The 13,584-nt window shown below is 68.9% G+C and carries 13 protein-coding genes and 1 riboswitch; of the genes, 10 read left to right on the top strand and 3 right to left on the bottom strand.

All coding sequences use genetic code 11. The features are described from left to right. Positions 1 to 105: 105 nt before the first annotated feature. On the top strand, positions 106 to 1,362 hold the full coding sequence (locus tag HED23_RS25645; protein WP_203185736.1) for a L,D-transpeptidase: 1,257 nt from the start codon (positions 106 to 108) through the stop codon (positions 1,360 to 1,362). Between the two features lie 63 nt (positions 1,363 to 1,425). Here HED23_RS25645 and HED23_RS25640 read toward each other — a convergent pair whose 3' ends face one another. Then, positions 1,426 to 1,827 carry a hypothetical protein gene (locus HED23_RS25640; RefSeq protein ID WP_203185735.1) on the bottom strand — a complete coding sequence of 134 codons (402 nt, stop codon included), beginning with the start codon at positions 1,825 to 1,827 and terminating at the stop codon, positions 1,426 to 1,428. A gap of 187 nt (positions 1,828 to 2,014) precedes the next feature. Between HED23_RS25640 and HED23_RS25635 the strand changes: the two genes are divergently transcribed. The 6 genes from HED23_RS25635 (at position 2,015) to HED23_RS25610 (ending at position 9,147) form a co-directional block, all read left to right on the top strand. Then, the gene (locus HED23_RS25635) at positions 2,015 to 2,635 is read left to right on the top strand and encodes a cytochrome c oxidase subunit 3 (protein ID WP_014045480.1); all 621 of its coding nucleotides are present in this window, start codon (positions 2,015 to 2,017) and stop codon (positions 2,633 to 2,635) included. Between the two features lie 55 nt (positions 2,636 to 2,690). Continuing rightward, positions 2,691 to 3,500 carry a c-type cytochrome gene (locus HED23_RS25630; protein ID WP_203185734.1) on the top strand — a complete coding sequence of 270 codons (810 nt, stop codon included), beginning with the start codon at positions 2,691 to 2,693 and terminating at the stop codon, positions 3,498 to 3,500. Beyond that, the gene (locus HED23_RS25625) at positions 3,497 to 4,549 is read left to right on the top strand and encodes a ubiquinol-cytochrome c reductase iron-sulfur subunit (protein ID WP_203185733.1); all 1,053 of its coding nucleotides are present in this window, start codon (positions 3,497 to 3,499) and stop codon (positions 4,547 to 4,549) included. The genes HED23_RS25630 and HED23_RS25625 overlap by 4 nt, the downstream gene beginning before the upstream one ends. Further along, positions 4,546 to 6,171: a cytochrome b gene (locus HED23_RS25620; RefSeq protein ID WP_203185732.1), complete on the top strand. Its 1,626-nt coding sequence runs from the start codon at positions 4,546 to 4,548 to the stop codon at positions 6,169 to 6,171. The genes HED23_RS25625 and HED23_RS25620 overlap by 4 nt, the downstream gene beginning before the upstream one ends. 123 nt (positions 6,172 to 6,294) lie before the next feature. Beyond that, entirely contained in the window at positions 6,295 to 7,359 is a 1,065-nt protein-coding gene (gene trpD, locus HED23_RS25615; protein WP_203185731.1) for an anthranilate phosphoribosyltransferase, read from the top strand. Positions 7,360 to 7,479: 120 nt separating this feature from the next. Next, positions 7,480 to 7,597, top strand: a riboswitch (SAM riboswitch). A gap of 173 nt (positions 7,598 to 7,770) precedes the next feature. After that, positions 7,771 to 9,147 carry an aminotransferase class V-fold PLP-dependent enzyme gene (locus HED23_RS25610; protein WP_203185730.1) on the top strand — a complete coding sequence of 459 codons (1,377 nt, stop codon included), beginning with the start codon at positions 7,771 to 7,773 and terminating at the stop codon, positions 9,145 to 9,147. 88 nt (positions 9,148 to 9,235) lie between these two features. Here the strand turns inward: HED23_RS25610 and HED23_RS25605 are convergent, their stop codons facing one another. After that, positions 9,236 to 9,517: an Lrp/AsnC family transcriptional regulator gene (locus HED23_RS25605; RefSeq protein WP_033303376.1), complete on the bottom strand. Its 282-nt coding sequence runs from the start codon at positions 9,515 to 9,517 to the stop codon at positions 9,236 to 9,238. After that, complete coding sequence (locus HED23_RS25600) at positions 9,514 to 10,263, bottom strand: rhomboid family intramembrane serine protease (protein ID WP_203185729.1); 750 nt, start codon at positions 10,261 to 10,263, stop codon at positions 9,514 to 9,516. Before HED23_RS25600 ends, HED23_RS25605 begins: the two co-directional genes overlap by 4 nt. 169 nt (positions 10,264 to 10,432) lie before the next feature. On the opposite strand from HED23_RS25600, the gene HED23_RS25595 reads away from it, so the two are divergent. The 3 genes from HED23_RS25595 (at position 10,433) to HED23_RS25585 (ending at position 13,400) form a co-directional block, all read left to right on the top strand. After that, positions 10,433 to 10,675 (top strand): hypothetical protein, encoded by a 243-nt coding sequence (locus HED23_RS25595; RefSeq protein WP_014156692.1) that lies wholly within the window; start codon positions 10,433 to 10,435, stop codon positions 10,673 to 10,675. Positions 10,676 to 10,712: 37 nt separating this feature from the next. Continuing rightward, positions 10,713 to 12,074: an NYN domain-containing protein gene (locus tag HED23_RS25590; RefSeq protein ID WP_203187632.1), complete on the top strand. Its 1,362-nt coding sequence runs from the start codon at positions 10,713 to 10,715 to the stop codon at positions 12,072 to 12,074. A gap of 297 nt (positions 12,075 to 12,371) precedes the next feature. Further along, a complete protein-coding gene (locus HED23_RS25585; RefSeq protein ID WP_203185728.1) occupies positions 12,372 to 13,400 on the top strand; it encodes a C40 family peptidase in 1,029 nt (342 codons plus the stop codon). The last annotated feature ends 184 nt before the right edge of the window (positions 13,401 to 13,584 follow it).

The raw sequence follows: 13,584 nt of genomic DNA, 5'->3' as shown, positions 1-13,584 counted from the left end.
GCCGCACCCGTACGGGGGCCCGGTCCGCTCAGTGATGAGCGGGCCGGGCCCCCGTTTGCAGTCACTGAACGCGCTGGATCGGATGAATCTTCTTAGCGTGGGTTCATGAACCACACGCCGCGCATCCGCACCGTAGTGAGCTGCACTCTGCTGGTCGTGCCCCTGGTCGCTGGTGCGACCGCCTGTGGCGAGCCCGAAGGCCATCCGCTGTCGCTGAAGCCGCACGACGCCGCAGGCCTGGTCTCCTTCAACGGCCCGCCCAAGGGCGAGCAGGCCGACCCCGACAAGCCCCTCGAAGTCAAGGTCAAGGACGACGACGCGAAAATCACCGACGTGACGGCCGTCGACGCCGAAGGCCGCCACCTCGCGGGCGAACTCGACGCCGACGGCAAGCGGTGGCACGCCACCACCTCGCTCGCGGCCGGCACCCGATACACCGTCAAGGTCTCCACGGAGAACGGCGACGGCGCTCCCGGCAGCCGTACGTACGCCTTCGGCACGGCCGCGGCGAAGAAGTTCCTGAAGGTGACCTTCGGCCCGCAGGCGGGCACCTACGGCGTCGGACAGCCCCTCACGGCGGAACTCAGTGCTCCGGTTACCGACAGGGCCGCCAGGGCCACCGTGGAACGCGGACTCCAGGTCCGGTCCACCCCCGCCGTCACCGGTTCCTGGCACTGGGTCGACGCCAAGACCCTGCACTACCGGCCCAAGGAGTACTGGCCCGCCGACGCCAGCATCGACGTGAGCAGCAACCTCAAGGGCATCAGGGTCACGAACGCCCTGCACGGGGGCGCCGCGAAACCCCTGAAACTCCGCACCGGTGACCGCATAGAAGCGATCACCGATGCCTCGGACCACTCCATGACGGTCCTGCGCAACGGTGATGTGATCAACACCCTGCCGGTCACCACGGGCAAGCCCGGCTTCGACACGCGCAACGGCGTCAAGGTGGTGCTGGCCAAGGAGCAGTTCGTACGCATGCGCGGCGAGAGCATCGGCATCGCCGCCGGCTCCTCGGAGTCCTACGACCTGCCCGTCTACTGGGCGACACGCGTCACCTGGAGCGGCGAGTACGTCCACGCGGCGCCCTGGTCCACCGGTTCGCAGGGCAACGCCAACGTCAGCCACGGCTGTACCGGGATGAGCAACGCCGACGCCGAATGGTTCTTCGAGACGGTCCGCGAGGGCGACATCGTCAAGGTCGTCGGCAGCGAGGGCGAGATGATGACGCCGTTCGACAACGGCTTCGGCGACTGGAACCTGAGCTGGGACGCCTGGCTGAAGGGCAGCGCCCTGCACGGCGGCGGCACGCCGGCCACGAACACCGACATCCTGACGGCGCGGCTGCGCCCCCAGGTCTGATCCGGCCAGGGAGTGCGCCGCGCCCCCGAGGGACACCGCGCAGGGGTTCGGGGCCCCTGCGCCTCAGGCCTCCACGGACAGCCTGTGGCGCAGCAGGGAGGCCAGCGCGTCCGCGAAGCCGACCGGGTCGACCGGATGCGTCACAGCGGCGTCCGCGCGGCTCCACGTGGCCAGCCAGGCGTCCTGCGGCCGTCCGATCAGCAGCAGCACGGGCGGGCAGTCGAAGATCTCGTCCTTGATCTGCCGGCAGACCCCCATGCCGCCCGCGGGGGCCGTCTCGCCGTCCAGCACGCAGACATCGACGCCTCCCCGGTCCAGCGCGCTCAGCACGGCGGGCAGGGTGGCGCACTCCAGGAACGTGACCGGTGGCACGTCGGCCGCAGGCCTGCGCCCGGCTGCCAGCCTCACCTGCTCACGGGTGTTGGCGTCGTCGCTGTAGACCAGGACCGTGGCGGTCGGCTGCATTGTTCCTCCGTGACGTCTGTGTCTTCGGGGCTCTCGGGGCATGAACCGATGGGCGGATCGTACTCCGGGGGACTGCCTGTCAGCACCGGTAAAGACAGCGATTCGATGGGCCGTTCGGTGAGGACACACACCACTGACACACCGAACGGCACCCCCCGGAGTGAGGGCGGGATAAGCGACCGACATAATGTCGGTCGTGGCGACAGCAACGACAGTAGAAACCGGGCACGCGCACCCGTCGGTCAATCGGCCGAACCTCACCAGCGTCGGAACCATCATCTGGTTGAGTTCCGAGCTGATGTTCTTCGCGGCCCTCTTCGCGATGTACTTCACCCTGCGATCGGTGATGGGACCCGATCACTGGAAGGAGATGGCTCACCATCTGAACTTCCCGTTCTCGGCGACGAACACCACGATCCTGGTGCTTTCCTCTCTCACCTGCCAGCTCGGCGTTTTCGCCGCGGAGCGGGGCGATGTGAAGAAGCTCCGCACCTGGTTCATCATCACGTTCGTGATGGGTGCGATCTTCATCGGAGGCCAGGTCCTCGAGTACACCGAGCTGGTCAAGGAGGCGGGTCTCTCCCTGTCCTCCGACCCGTACGGTTCGGTGTTCTACCTGACGACCGGCTTCCACGGTCTGCATGTGACAGGCGGTCTCATCGCCTTCCTGCTCGTCCTGGGCAGGACATACGCGGCCTCGAGATTCACCCATGAACAGGCCACCGCCGCCATCGTCGTGTCCTACTACTGGCACTTCGTCGACGTCGTCTGGATCGGCCTGTTCGCCACGATCTACATGATCAAGTAACCGGGCTCGCACCCACTCACCATCGACGCAGAAGATCCTGACACCGGGGTAATCCGTGAAAAAGCTCTCCGCACGACGACGCCATCCGCTGGCGGCGGTCGTCGTACTACTCCTCGCGCTGGCGGCTACCGGGGGGCTGTACGCCGCGTTTGCGCCTGCGGGTAAGGCGCAGGCCGACGAAACCGCCCAGTCCCTCGCCATCGACGAGGGCAAGAAGCTCTACTCCGTGGGCTGTGCAAGCTGCCACGGATCCGGCGGTCAGGGCACCACCGACGGGCCGTCCCTCGTGGGCGTGGGCTCCGCCGCCGTCGACTTCCAGGTCGGTACCGGACGCATGCCGGCTCAGCAGCCGGGTGCCCAGGTCCCGAAGAAGAAGGTCATCTACACCCAGGCCGAGATCGACCAGCTCGCGGCGTACGTCGCGTCCCTGGGCGCCGGTCCGATCACACCCACCAAGAGCCAGGTCGACCCCTCGGGCGCCGACGTGGCCAAGGGCGGTGACCTGTTCCGCAACAACTGCGCGCAGTGCCACAACTTCACCGGCAAGGGCGGTGCCCTGACGAACGGGAAGTACGCCCCGGACCTCGAAGGCGTGAGCCCGAAGCACATCTACGAGGCCATGCAGACCGGCCCGCAGAGCATGCCCTCCTTCCCGGACAGCACCATGCCGGAGCAGGAGAAGAAAGACATCATCGCGTACATCCAGACCGTCAACGGCAGTGAGTCCGAGTCCCCCGGCGGGCTCTCGCTCGGTGGCCTCGGCCCCGTCAGTGAAGGTCTCTTCGGCTGGATCTTCGGCCTGGGCGGCCTGATCGCCATCGCCGTATGGGTCGCGGCCCACACCGCTAAGGCCAAGAAGTCATGAGTAGCCAACAGATTCCAGAAGAGAACCTGCCGGTAGAGCAGGGCACCGCGCACGGCGCGGTAGAGGGTGCGGGCGACCCGTTCGCCGACCCGGGGCTGCCGGCCCACCGGCCGCGCATCCAGGACATCGACGAACGGGCCGCGAGGCGCTCCGAGCGCGCCGTCGCCTTCATGTTCACGCTGTCCATGCTGGCGACGGTCGGCTTCATCGCCTCGTACGTCATCTTCCCGGTCGACAAGATCGTCTTCATCTGGCCGTTCGGCCATGTGAGCGCACTCAACTTCTCCCTGGGCCTGACCCTGGGGCTGGCGCTCTTCCTCATCGGCGCGGGTGCCGTCCACTGGGCGCGCACCCTGATGTCCGACGTGGAGGTCGCAGACGACCGGCACGCCATCGAGGCGACGCCCGAGGTCAAGGCCAAGGTCATGGCCGACTTCGCGGCCGGTGCCAAGGAGTCGGCGATCGGACGGCGGAAGCTGATCCGCAACACCATGTTCGGTGCGCTGGCCCTGGTGCCGCTCTCCGGTGTGGTGCTGCTGCGCGACCTCGGTCCGCTGCCGGAGAAGAAGCTCCGCAAGACCCTGTGGGCCAAGGGCAAGCAGCTCGTCAACATGAACACCATGGAGCCGCTGCGTCCCGAGGACGTCGTCGTCGGTTCGCTGACCTTCGCCATGCCCGAGGGCCTGGAGGAGGACGCGCACGACTTCCAGACGCAGATCGCCAAGGCCGCCCTGATGATCATCCGCATCGAGCCGGACAACATCAAGGACAAGCGCGAGCGCGAGTGGGCCCACGAGGGAATCGTGGCCTTCTCCAAGATCTGCACCCACGTCGGCTGCCCGATCAGCCTGTACGAGCAGCAGACGCACCACGTGCTCTGCCCGTGCCACCAGTCCACCTTCGACCTCTCCGACGGCGCCCGCGTCATCTTCGGTCCGGCCGGTCACGCCCTTCCGCAGCTGCGGATCGGTGTGAACAGCGAGGGCAACCTCGAAGCGCTCGGTGACTTCGAAGAGCCCGTCGGTCCTGCCTTCTGGGAGCGCGGATGAGTACTGCGACGGAAACACAGCGCAAGGCGCCCGCCGGTGAGCGGGTTGCCGACTGGGCGGACGGCCGGCTGGGCATCTACGGCCTGGCCAAGGCCAACATGCGCAAGATCTTCCCGGACCACTGGTCCTTCATGCTGGGTGAGATCTGCCTCTACAGCTTCATCATCATCATCCTCACGGGTGTGTACCTGACGCTGTTCTTCAACCCGAGCATGAACGAGGTCGTCTACCACGGCTCGTACGAGCCGATGAACGGCATCCGGATGTCCGCGGCCTACGCCTCGACGCTGGACATCAGCTTCGACGTCCGTGGTGGTCTGCTCGTCCGGCAGATCCACCACTGGGCCGCGATCATCTTCCTGGCCGGCATGTTCGTGCACATGTTCCGGGTGTTCTTCACCGGTGCGTACCGCAAGCCGCGTGAGATCAACTGGCTGTTCGGCTTCCTGCTCTTCGTGCTCGGCATGTTCACCGGGTTCACCGGCTACTCGCTCCCGGACGACCTGCTCTCCGGTACGGGTGTGCGCTTCACGCAGGGCGCGATCCTGTCGATGCCGATCGTCGGTACGTACATCTCGATGTTCCTGTTCGGCGGGGAGTTCCCCGGTACGGACATCATCTCGAGGTTCTACTCGATCCACATCCTGCTGCTGCCGGGCATCATGCTCGGGCTCGTGGTCGGCCACCTCATCCTGGTCTTCTTCCACAAGCACACGCAGTTCGCGGGCCCCGGCAAGACGAACAAGAACGTCGTCGGCATGCCGCTGCTGCCGGTGTACATGGCCAAGGCCGGGGGCTTCTTCTTCCTGGTCTTCGGCTTCATCGCGATCCTCTCCGCGATCGCCACGATCAACCCGATCTGGGCGCTCGGCCCGTACCGTCCCGACCAGGTGTCCACGGGCGCTCAGCCGGACTGGTACATGGGCTTCGCGGAAGGCTTCGTCCGTGTGATGCCTGGCTGGGAGATCAACCTCTGGGGCCACACGCTGGTCCTGGGCGTGCTCATCCCGCTGGTGCTGTTCGGTGTCGTGCTCGGGGCGCTCGCGCTCTACCCGTTCATCGAGTCGTGGATCACCGGCGACAAGCGCGAGCACCACATCCTGGACCGTCCGCGCAACGCTCCGACCCGTACCGGTCTGGGTGTCGCCTGGGTGACGATCTACTTCGTCATGCTGATCGGCGGCGGCAACGACATCTGGGCGACCCACTTCCACCTGTCGCTCAACGCGATCAGCTGGTTCGTCCGGATCGCCTTCTTCGTCGGCCCGGTACTCGCGTTCGTCGTCACCCGGCGGATCTGCCTCGGCCTCCAGCGCCGCGACAAGGAGAAGGTGCTGCACGGGCGCGAGTCCGGCACCATCAAGCGCCTGCCGCACGGTGAGTTCGTCGAGATCCACGAGCCGCTCGGCCCGGAGCAGCTGCACACGCTCACGGCGCACGAGCAGTACAAGCCGGTCGAGATCGGCCCGACGGTCGACGAGAACGGCGTCGAGCGCAAGCCGTCGGCGATCCAGAAGCTGCGGGCGAGGCTCAGCCAGAGCTACTACGGCGAGAACAACCAGATCGCCAAGCCCACCGCCGAGGAGTACAAGGAGATCACCAGCGGCCACGGCCACCACTGATCACCTCAGCTGAACGCCACAGCGGGAGCCCCGTCCATCCGATGGACGGGGCTCTTCGCTGTCCTCCGGGCTGGATAGGGTGGGAGGCATCCTTGTATCGGCTGTGGACCCCAGGAGCGGACCATGAACGTTGTGACCCCGGACGGCGGCGACAGCGTGGCGGCCCGTACCTGGCCCGGCGTGCTGACCCCCCTCCTGCGCGGCGAGCACCTCGGCGCGGACGACACAGCGTGGGCCATGGACCGCATCATGAGCGGTGAGGCCACCGACGTGCAGATCGCCGGCTTCGCGGTCGCCCTGCGGGCCAAGGGCGAGACCGTCGACGAGGTCACCGGACTCGTCCGCGCCATGTACGAGCACGCCCACACCATCGAGGTGCCCGGCCGTACGGTCGACATCGTCGGTACCGGCGGCGACATGGCCAAGACCGTCAACATCTCCACCATGTCGGCGATCGTCGTCGCGGGGACCGGCGCGAAGGTCGTCAAGCACGGCAACCGTGCCTCCTCCTCGGCGAGCGGGGCCTCCGACGTGCTGGAGAAGCTCGGCGTCAACCTCGAACTGACGCCGCAGCGCGTCGTCGCCGTCGCCGAGGAGGCGGGCATCACCTTCTGCTTCGCGGTGAAGTTCCACCCCGCCCTGCGGTACGCGGCCAGGGCGCGCAAGGAGCTCGGCACCCAGACCACGTTCAACATCCTCGGCCCTCTCACCAATCCGGCACGGGTGCGCTCCCAGGCCATCGGCGTCGCCGACCCGAAGATGGCGCCCATCGTGGCGGGCGTGCTGGCGGACCGGGGGAACTCCGCGCTCGTCTTCCGGGGCGACGACGGCCTCGACGAGCTGACCACCACGGCGACGTCGCGGGTCTGGATCGTCCGTGAGGGCACGGTCCGGGAGGAAGCCTTCGACCCGCGCGACGTCGGCCTGGACCTGGTCCCCGTCGAGGCGCTGCGCGGAGCGGACTCCTCGTACAACGCCGATGTGGCCCGACGGCTGCTCGACGGGGAGACCGGCCCCGTACGCGACGCCGTGCTGCTCAACTCGGCCGCCGCGCTGGTCGCGCTGGACCCGGGCGAGGGCACGCTGAGCGAGCAGCTCGCGGGCGGGATCGCGCGGGCCGCGACGTCCATCGACTCGGGGGCGGCCAAGCGCGCGCTGGAGCGCTGGGTGGCGGCCAGCAACGCCTGAGGGCGGGCGATGTGAGCGAGGGCCGGATCCAGCCTGGTCCCGGCTGAGGACCCGGGGGCGCAGTCCGAATCGCGGACTGCGCCCTTGCGCGTCGCCGAGGTTGTGGCAAGATGCTGCGCAGGTCATGAGTGACAGCGACTACGGCCCCGGCCCGCTGTCCGGCAACCCTCCGTCCGTGGCGGGGTGCCCCGGGTGAAGACCAGGCCGCAGGCAGCGAGGTCTGTGGCAAGCGCGGGCCCCTCGGCATCGTCTGATGTCACCCCTTGGGGTCCTGGTCCCAGGGAGCCTCTTGTGAGCAAGCGAATGCGATAGGGCGCGAAGCCCTCCTCCGCACACCCTTTCTTCTTCCTTCTCCGCGCCGCTGCGTATCGCCGGCGCGTGGATCTCGCCTGCCTCTCACGGGAGTTCGCCATGTCTGTCTCCACCGCTGCCGTCGACCAGTCCATTTGTGCCCCGCTGTCGGTTCTGGGTTCGGATGTCACCGTTCCGCTGGTTACGGGTGGAGATGTCACGTACGCCGCCCTCGACTACGCGGCCAGCGCCCCGGCTCTCCAGCGGGTGTGGGACGACGTTGCCGCCTACGCCCCGTACTACGGCAGTGTGCATCGCGGTGCCGGGTACCTCTCGCAGCTCTCCACCGACCTGTTCGAGAACAGCCGCGTGACCGTCGCGGAGTTCCTCGGGTGCCGCGCGGACGACCAGGTGGTCTTCACCCGCTCGACGACCGACTCCCTCAACCTCCTGGCCGCCGCACTGCCCGCCGGCTGCGAGGTCTTCGTGTTCGAGACCGAGCACCACGCCTCGCTGCTGCCCTGGCGCGACGCCCGCGTGACCTACCTCGACGCCCCCCGCACCCCGGACCAGGCGGTCGCCACCCTGGAGACGGCCCTGGCCGGCCGTGAGCCCTACGGCCCCGCGCTGGTCTGTGTCACTGGCGCGTCCAACGTCACCGGCGAGCTGTGGCCGGTGAGGGAACTGGCCGCCGCCGCCCACGCCCACGGAGCGCGCATCGTGCTCGACGCCGCGCAGCTGGCGCCCCATCACCCCGTGGACATCGCCGAGCTGGACGTCGACTGGGTCGCCTTCTCGGGTCACAAGCTGTACGCGCCCTTCGGGTCGGGTGTCCTCGCGGGCCGTGCCGACTGGCTGGTGGACGCGGAGCCGTACCTCGCGGGCGGCGGCGCCTCCCGCAAGGTCGCCCGGCGCACCGACGGCGGGGTGGACGTCGAGTGGCACACCACCGCGGCCCGGCACGAGGCGGGCTCGCCCAACGTCATCGGCGTCTACTCCATCGCCGCCGCCTGCAAGGCCCTGACCGAGGCCGGCTTCGACCGGCTGGTCGCGCGGGAGCAGCAGCTGGTGACCCGCGTCCGCGAGGGCCTCGCGGCGGTCCCCGAGGTCAAGGTGCTCTCGCTCTTCGGTGACGACGCCCCGCGGGTCGGCGTCATCTCCTTCGTGGTCGAGGGATGGAACAGCTCGCACTTCGCCGCTGCGCTCTCCGCGGAGTACGGCATCGGGGTGCGCGACGGACTGTTCTGCGCCCACCCGCTGGTGCGGACCCTCCTGGGCAGTGAGCCCCAGGACCCGGGCGAGTGCGGCGCTCCCGAGGCCGCGCCGGGGGAGAAGTCCCTCAACGCCATCCGGGTGAGCTTCGGAGCGGGCACGCCGGACGAGCACATCGAGCGGTTCCTGGGCGCCGTCCGCGAGCTGGTGAGCAAGGGTGCCCGCTGGACGTACCGCACCGAGGAGGGCCGCTGCGTGCCCGACCGGGGTGCCGCGCAGGTCTGACAGGTCCGGAAACGGCTCCGGCCGGGGACGGGAGGCGCGGTGCCTCCCGTCCCCGGCCGGAGCCGTACGCCTTGTGGCGTGGGGTGTCTCAGGCGTCGAGGCCGATCGCGAAGGCCGCTTCGAGGTCGTGCTGCGAGTACGTGCGGAACGCCACGTGGGTGTCGGTGGCCTCGACACCCTGGATCTTGCTGATCCGGCCCGGGATGACATCGGCCAGATCGTCGTGCCGGGCCACCCGGACCATGGCGATCAGGTCGTACGTACCGGTGACCGAGAAGACCTCGCTGACGCTGTCCAGCGCGGCGATGGCCTCGGCGATCTCGGGAATCCGGTCCACGCTGGTTTTGATGAGCACGATCGCGGTGATCACGGCTGGCTTTCTCCCTCGGTGGCCGTGGCTGGAGACTTCACTGTAGTACCCCGGAACCGCACCCAGGCGTAGAGGAACCCGGCCATGAAACCCGCCACGTGCGCGAGGTACGCCACGCCCGGTCCGCTGCCCGCGCTCCGTGCCGCCAGCCACTGCAGGACGAACCAGAAGACGAGCACGATCCAGGCCGGGAAACGCAGCGGCAGGAAGAAGAGGAACGGGAAGAGGCTGGTGACCCGGGCCCTGGGGAAGAGGTAGAGGAAGGCGCCGAGCACCGCGGAGATCGCCCCCGACGCGCCGACCAGCGTCTGGTCCGAGTCCGCGTGCACCACCGCGTAGGCCACCAGGGCGAAGTAGCCGCACGCGAGGTAGAAGAAGGCGAACTCGGTCCGGCCCATGCGCTCCTCGGTCATCGCGCCGAAGACGTACAGGAAGAGCATGTTGCCCAGCAGGTGCAGCCAGCTGCCGTGCACGAAGAGCGCGGTCAGCGGGGTCAGCACCGCGTGCGCGGAACCGTCCACGAGCTCGCCGGGGATGACACCCCACCGCTCGAAGTACCCGGCCTGGGCGGCCAGGAGCGCGTCGGCACTGCCGTAGGCGGGGTTGAACCCGGAGAGCGGGCTGATCAGGAACACCGCGCAGCACAGAGCCATCAGCCCGTACGTGACCGGGGCGCCCCCCGCCGTTGCCGCCGCGCCGAGCTCTCTTGCCCGTTCCCGCCAGTCGACTTCCCGCAAATCGATCACGTACAGAGCATGACGCAACCGGCGAGAACAGGACAGACCGCCTCGCCGTGCCGATACGTATGCGCAAGGCCGTAGGGTTACGGCAGGACATCCGCAGTTCGACGGCGCACCGCGAGATCGAAGACCTGGGCACGCACAGACTCGACGAACGACGAAAGAGGACGCAACGATGACGACGGTTCCCCAGCCGACGGACGGGACCCGCTGGCGCTGCACGCTCTGCGGCAACCTCACCCGTTTCGATGTGACGCGCTCCTCGAAGGTCGTGGAGTACGTGCATCTCGACCTGGCCGGGGAGTCGAGTGTCGAGGAGCGCGAGGTGGTCAGTGAGACCATCGAGTCGGTGCGCTGCCGTTGGTGCAACGCCGTGGACCAGATCGAGCTGGTCGACAGGCCAGGTGCCGACTCCTGACGGAGCCGCGCGGACAGACACATTGGGGTGATGGATGGTGGAGCAGCCGGCAGGCGGCGCCGAACCGGCCGATGCGGCCGACGGCACCGCGGAGTCGCTCGACCGTCCGCTGCCCGAAGGCGTACGCCGCAAGGTGGTGGCGCTGGTATCCGACGCGTTCGGCGGCCTGACCGTCGGCGAACTCCCTTCCCAGCTCCGTCAGTACGCCCGCTTCACCCCGAGCAGGCGGGCCAAGTTCGCCGGTAACGCGATGGCCGCCGCCCTGGAGAGCGACCCGGTGTTCCGCCGTCGTATCGGTGAGCGGATCGTCCAGACCCAGCCGGAGCTCGCCGACGCGCTCACCTCCGGTGCGCCGCCCGCCGCCGCCGACCCCGTCGACGTGGCCGCCGCCGCCTACGTGCTGCGGCCGGCCGGCTGGGTCAAACTGGTGGCCGCGGCGGGCGAGGAGGTCCAGCGGGCGCACGCCGAGCTGGCGGACGAGGAGACCAGGCGCGAGCTGGAACGGCTGCGCGAGGAGCTCGACCGCGCCCGCGGCCAGACCAGGGCCGAGACCGAGCGGCTGCGCTCGGAGCTGGAGGCCTCCCGCAAGGAGGCCGACTCGCTGCACCGCAAGCTGCGCAGTGCCCTGAGCGAGGTGAAGCGCGGAGAGGCGGCCCTGCGGAAGTCCGGGACCGAGGCCGACGCGGTGCGGGCCGAGGCGGCGGCCCAGGTCTCCGCCGCCGAGATCGAGTCCCGACGGCTCAAGGCGCGGCTGGCCGAGGCGGAGGCATCCGTCGAGGCGGGCCGCAGAGCGGCCAGGGAGGGGCGCTCGGTCGAGGACATGCGGCTGCGGCTGCTCCTGGACACCGTGCTCGACGCCGCGCAGGGACTCCGCCGTGAACTGGCCCTGCCCCCTTCCTCGCTCCGTCCCGCGGACGGCGTCGAAGCGGTGGAGCCCGGCCGGATGTCGCCCAAGGACATCGCGGCCAGGGCGCTCTCGGAGACCGACCCGGCGCTGCTCGACCAGCTGCTCGCCCTGCCGCAGGCGCATCTGATCGTCGACGGCTACAACGTCACGAAGACCGGCTATCCGCAGATGCCCCTGGAGAAGCAGCGGTTGCGCCTCCTGGGCGGCCTCTCGGTCCTCGCGGCGCAGACCGGCGCCGAGATGACCTGCGTCTTCGACGGCGCCGAGCTGGCCGTCCCGGTCCTGCTCGCACCGCCCCGCGGGGTCCGTGTGCTGTTCAGCAAGGCAGGGGTGACCGCGGACGAGCTGATCAGGCAACTGGCGCGCGCCGAACCGCCGGGCAGGCCTGTCGTCGTGGTCTCCACCGACCGCGAAGTCGCGGACGGGGTCGCGAAGGCGGGGGCGCGGCCGGTCGCGTCCGCCTTGCTCCTGAAGCGCCTTTCGCGAGTCTGAGGCGTCTTGTGAGGCATGGGCGACTTGCCGGAATTTATGGAACGTACCGTCAAGTCACCGCTACAGGCAGTGTGATGAAAGTAAAGAAGTGCCTGGTGTGACGAGATTTTGCCCGTGAGGATTTGAACTGATCACAAGATGGTCACTAGGGTCAGGCCTCGAACCTTCGCACGGTTGATTGCCCACCAGGGGTGACAGCGAAGGAACCGCCGATTCCGTGACGTTCGCGGAGCCGGGGATTCATTCGCATCCCCCCACAGCCCGGTAGGCGGCTCGAGGAAGAAGGAGCTCGCCTTCGTGGGGTCCCACCGCCGTCCCAAGCAGCCGAGCCGCGCCCGCGTGACCGTGCTCACCGCGACCGCCGCTGCTGCCGTGGCCCTGACCTCCCAGGCCGCCCACGCCGACCCCAAGCCGACCAAGAGCGAGGTCAAGGCGAAGGTCGACAAGCTGTACCACGAGGCCGAGATCGTCAACGAGAAGGCCAACGGCGCCAAGGAGCAGCAGGACAAGCTCAAGGAGCAGGCCGACGCCCTCCAGGACAAGGTCGCCCGTGGGCAGGCGGAGCTGAACACCCTGCGTGGTGAACTCGGTTCGCTCGCCACCGCGCAGTACCGCTCCGGTGGCCTCGACCCGTCGGTCCAGCTGCTGCTCTCCTCGGACCCGGACGACTTCCTCGACCAGGCCTCCGCGCTCGACCAGCTGACGGCCAAGCAGGCCCAGTCGCTGGAGAAGATCCAGGCCAAGCAGCGCAGTCTCGCGCAGCAGCGCAAGGAGGCGCAGGGCAAGCTCAACGACCTCGCCGACGTCCGCAAGACACTGGACGAGAACAAGAAGAAGTACCAGGTCAAGCTGGCCGACGCCCAGAAGCTGCTCAACACCCTCACCGCCGCCGAGCGCGCCAAGATGGCCGAGGAGGAGCAGCGCGCCAGCCGCGCCGCCGGTGACCGGGTCGAGCTGGGCAACGAGGTCCCCGCTTCCGGTGTCGGCGCCGCCGCCCTCCAGGCCGCCGCCACGCAGATCGGCAAGCCGTACTTCCGCGGTGGCACGGGTCCCAACTCGTACGACTGCTCGGGTCTGACCCAGTGGGCCTTCGGCCAGGCCGGTGTCCAGATCACCCGCACGACGTACACGCAGGTCAACGACGGTGTGCGGATCGGCCGCAGCGGACTGAAGCCGGGCGACCTGGTCTTCTTCAGCAACACCTCGCACGTCGGGATCTACGCCGGCAACAACCAGGTCCTGCACGCCCCGTACCCGGGTACGAACGTGCGTTACGAGGCGATGGAGTACCTCGGGTCCTTCCAGTTCGGCGTGCGGGTCGGCTGACGCCCGAACGGGCGAATCCCGCCACCCGCACCGATGCCCGCCCCGCCGGAGACCACAGGTCACCGGCGGGGCGGCGCCGTTCCGGCACTCTCCGCTGCGGGCGTGGTACTCGGGCGGTCCGCGGCCGTCCGGTCACTGTCCGCGCCGCAGCGCGGCTCCCGTCCGCCGGTCCGCCCGCCCCGGG

The sequence above is a fragment of the Streptomyces pratensis genome (assembly GCF_016804005.1).
GTDB lineage: Bacteria > Actinomycetota > Actinomycetes > Streptomycetales > Streptomycetaceae > Streptomyces > Streptomyces pratensis_A.
This window is presented reverse-complemented; position numbering and strand designations above follow the sequence as displayed.

Bases quoted from the DNA above. Each gene is read 5' to 3' on its own strand.
- HED23_RS25610 (WP_203185730.1), top strand. From the start codon at position 7,771: ATGTCTGTCTCCACCGCTGCCGTCGACCAGTCCATTTGTGCCCCGCTG.
- trpD (WP_203185731.1), top strand. From the start codon at position 6,295: ATGAACGTTGTGACCCCGGACGGCGGCGACAGCGTGGCGGCCCGTACC.
- HED23_RS25645 (WP_203185736.1), top strand. From the start codon at position 106: ATGAACCACACGCCGCGCATCCGCACCGTAGTGAGCTGCACTCTGCTG.
- HED23_RS25640 (WP_203185735.1), bottom strand. From the start codon at position 1,827: ATGCAGCCGACCGCCACGGTCCTGGTCTACAGCGACGACGCCAACACC.
- HED23_RS25625 (WP_203185733.1), top strand. From the start codon at position 3,497: ATGAGTAGCCAACAGATTCCAGAAGAGAACCTGCCGGTAGAGCAGGGC.
- HED23_RS25620 (WP_203185732.1), top strand. From the start codon at position 4,546: ATGAGTACTGCGACGGAAACACAGCGCAAGGCGCCCGCCGGTGAGCGG.
- HED23_RS25595 (WP_014156692.1), top strand. From the start codon at position 10,433: ATGACGACGGTTCCCCAGCCGACGGACGGGACCCGCTGGCGCTGCACG.
- HED23_RS25635 (WP_014045480.1), top strand. From the start codon at position 2,015: ATGTCGGTCGTGGCGACAGCAACGACAGTAGAAACCGGGCACGCGCAC.